Below are 2,581 nucleotides of genomic sequence, written 5' to 3' on the forward strand. Positions count from 1 at the left end.
AGCGCATCGGGCGCCACGACCACTTCTTCGAACTGGGCGGCCACTCGCTCTTGGCCGTGCAGATGTCGAGCCGGCTGTCACAGGCTGTTGGGGTCGAACTGCCGCTGTCGACGCTGTTCGCCAGGCCGGTGCTGGCCGATCTGGCGGCAAGCATCCTCGAGATGTTGAGCCGCGCCGGTCCGCAAGAGCTGCCGGTGATTGCGGCCGTGTCGCGTCATGAGCCGCTTGTGCTGTCGTTTGCGCAGCAGCGGCTATGGTTTTTGGCGCAGCTGGACGAGGGCAGCACGAACTATCACATCCCGCTGGCGTGGCGGCTGCGCGGTAGGCTCGACCGCAGCGCCTGGCAGCGCAGCCTTGACCGCTTGTTTGCGCGTCATGAGGCGCTGCGCAGTGTCTTTGTCGCACCGCAGGGCACACCCCGGGTTGAGGTTCTGCCGCCGGATGCGGGGCTGCCGGTGGTGGAGCACGATCTGCAGGACAGGGTAGATGCGGACGCCGCGCTTGCGGAGCTGTGCCAGCAAGAGGCGCGCAGGCCGTTCGATCTGGCGCATGGCCCGCTGATCCGCGGCCGGCTGATCCGGCTGTCGGATGAGGAACACGTCTTCCTGCTGACCCAGCATCACATCGTCTCGGACGGCTGGTCGCTGGGCGTGCTGGTGCGTGAACTCAGTCAGCTGTACCGGGCGTTCGAGGCTGGGCAGGACGATCCTTTGCCGCCGCTTGCGATCCAGTATCCGGATTATGCCGCCTGGCAGCGGCAGTGGCTCTCGGGCGAGCGGCTGCAGAGCCAGGCGCATTATTGGCGCAATAATCTATCTGGCGCCCCGGCCCGTCTGGACTTGCCGACGGACCGGCCGCGGCCTGCGCAACAGTCGTTTGCCGGGGCCAGTGTGCCTGTCGTCATCGATGCGGATCTGACGCGGGGGCTGAAGCAGCTGAGCCGGCAACATGGCACGACGTTGTTCATGACGGTGCTGGCGGCGTGGGCGGCGGTGCTGGCGCGTCTGTCGGGGCAGGACGACCTTGTGATCGGGGTGCCGAGCGCCAATCGCGGCCGGCGCGAGATCGAAGAGTTGATCGGCTTCTTCGTCAACACCCTGGCGCTTCGCCTCGACCTGTCGGGCGCGCCGAGCGTGTCGCAGCTTCTGGAACGGACGCGGCGCACGGCGCTGGCTGCGCAGGAGCATCAGGACCTGCCGTTTGAGCAGGTGGTCGAGATCGTGCAGCCGCCCCGGCATCTTGATCACACGCCGCTGTTCCAGGTGATGTTGGCCTGGCAGCACGACGCCGTCGAGTCGTTCGACCTTGCCGGGCTGAGCGTGGAGGCTGCCGGGGAGGGGCTCGATCAGGTCAGGTTCGATCTGGAGCTGAACCTTTGTGAACATGGCGAGGAGATCGCCGGGGCGTTCGGTTATGCCACGGCGCTGTTTGATGAAGCGAGCATCGAGCGACAGCGTGGTTATCTGCTGACGCTGCTGCGGGCGATGGTGGCCGACGCGGGGCAGCCGGTCGGCCGCATCGAGCTGCTGTCGACCGCCGAGCGCACGTATCTGCTGGAGGAGCTGAACCGGACGGCGGCGCCTTATCCGTCGGAGCGATGCGTCCATCAGCTGTTCGAGGCGCAGGTGCAAAAGGCGCCGGGGGCAGTGGCGCTGGTCTGCGAAGACGAGCAGCTGAGCTATGGCGAGCTCAATGCGCGGGCCAACCGGCTGGCGCATCATCTGATCGCCCTCGGGGTCAAGCCGGGGGATCGCATTGCGACAGTGCTGGACCGCTCCGTCGCTCTTGTGGTGGCGCAGCTGGCGATCCTGAAGGCGGGCGGAGTGTATGTGCCGATCGATCGCGCCCTTCCGTCTGCGCGACAAGAATGGCTGATGGCCGATTGTGCTGCACGCCTGGTGCTTTACGGTGATGATCTGGTTGAGGCGACGATACCTGTTCTGGCTATTGAGCCGCTCATAGTTGGAACGGGATGTAGTTCCGATCCTGGTCTGGCGTTGAGCGCTGAGACTGCCGCTTACGTAATGTACACCTCCGGCTCAACTGGCCTTCCCAAAGGAGTTGTTGTTCCTCATCGTGCCGTCAACCGGCTCGTGATCAACAGTGGATATGCGAAGATCGATGCAGGAGATCGTGTGGCATGGGCTGGCAATCCCGCCTTCGACGCAAGCACATTCGAAGTATGGGCGCCGCTGCTTAACGGTGGTTGCATTGTTGCCATGCATGCCGCCACCGTCAGGGATACTCCCAGTTTTGCCCGGGCGCTTGAACAGCACCGGGTGACGTCACTGTTTCTAACAACAGCATTATTCAACCAATATACATCATCGATTGCTCCGACGTTAGCGCAACTTAAGTACCTTCTCTGCGGAGGAGAGCGCAATGATCTTGCCTCATTTCTGAGATTGCTGAAAGAAAAAGGCCCCGTACGTCTCATTCACTGCTACGGCCCGACCGAGACGACCACCTTCGCGACAGTCTGGACTTGCCCGGCTGATTTTAATGGGTCAGTGGTCCCGATCGGGCGGCCAATTGCCAACACGCGGGTGTACCTGCTGGACGGTCATGGCGCGCCCGTGCC

At 63.7% G+C, this 2,581-nt stretch carries 1 protein-coding gene; it reads left to right on the forward strand.

The features are described 5' to 3' along the window. On the forward strand, positions 1-2,581 hold a 2,581-nt coding region (locus FXV83_RS37510; protein WP_148744801.1), incomplete at both ends, for a condensation domain-containing protein.

This window comes from Bradyrhizobium hipponense, from assembly GCF_008123965.1.
In the GTDB taxonomy this organism is placed as follows: Bacteria; Pseudomonadota; Alphaproteobacteria; order Rhizobiales; family Xanthobacteraceae; genus Bradyrhizobium; species Bradyrhizobium hipponense.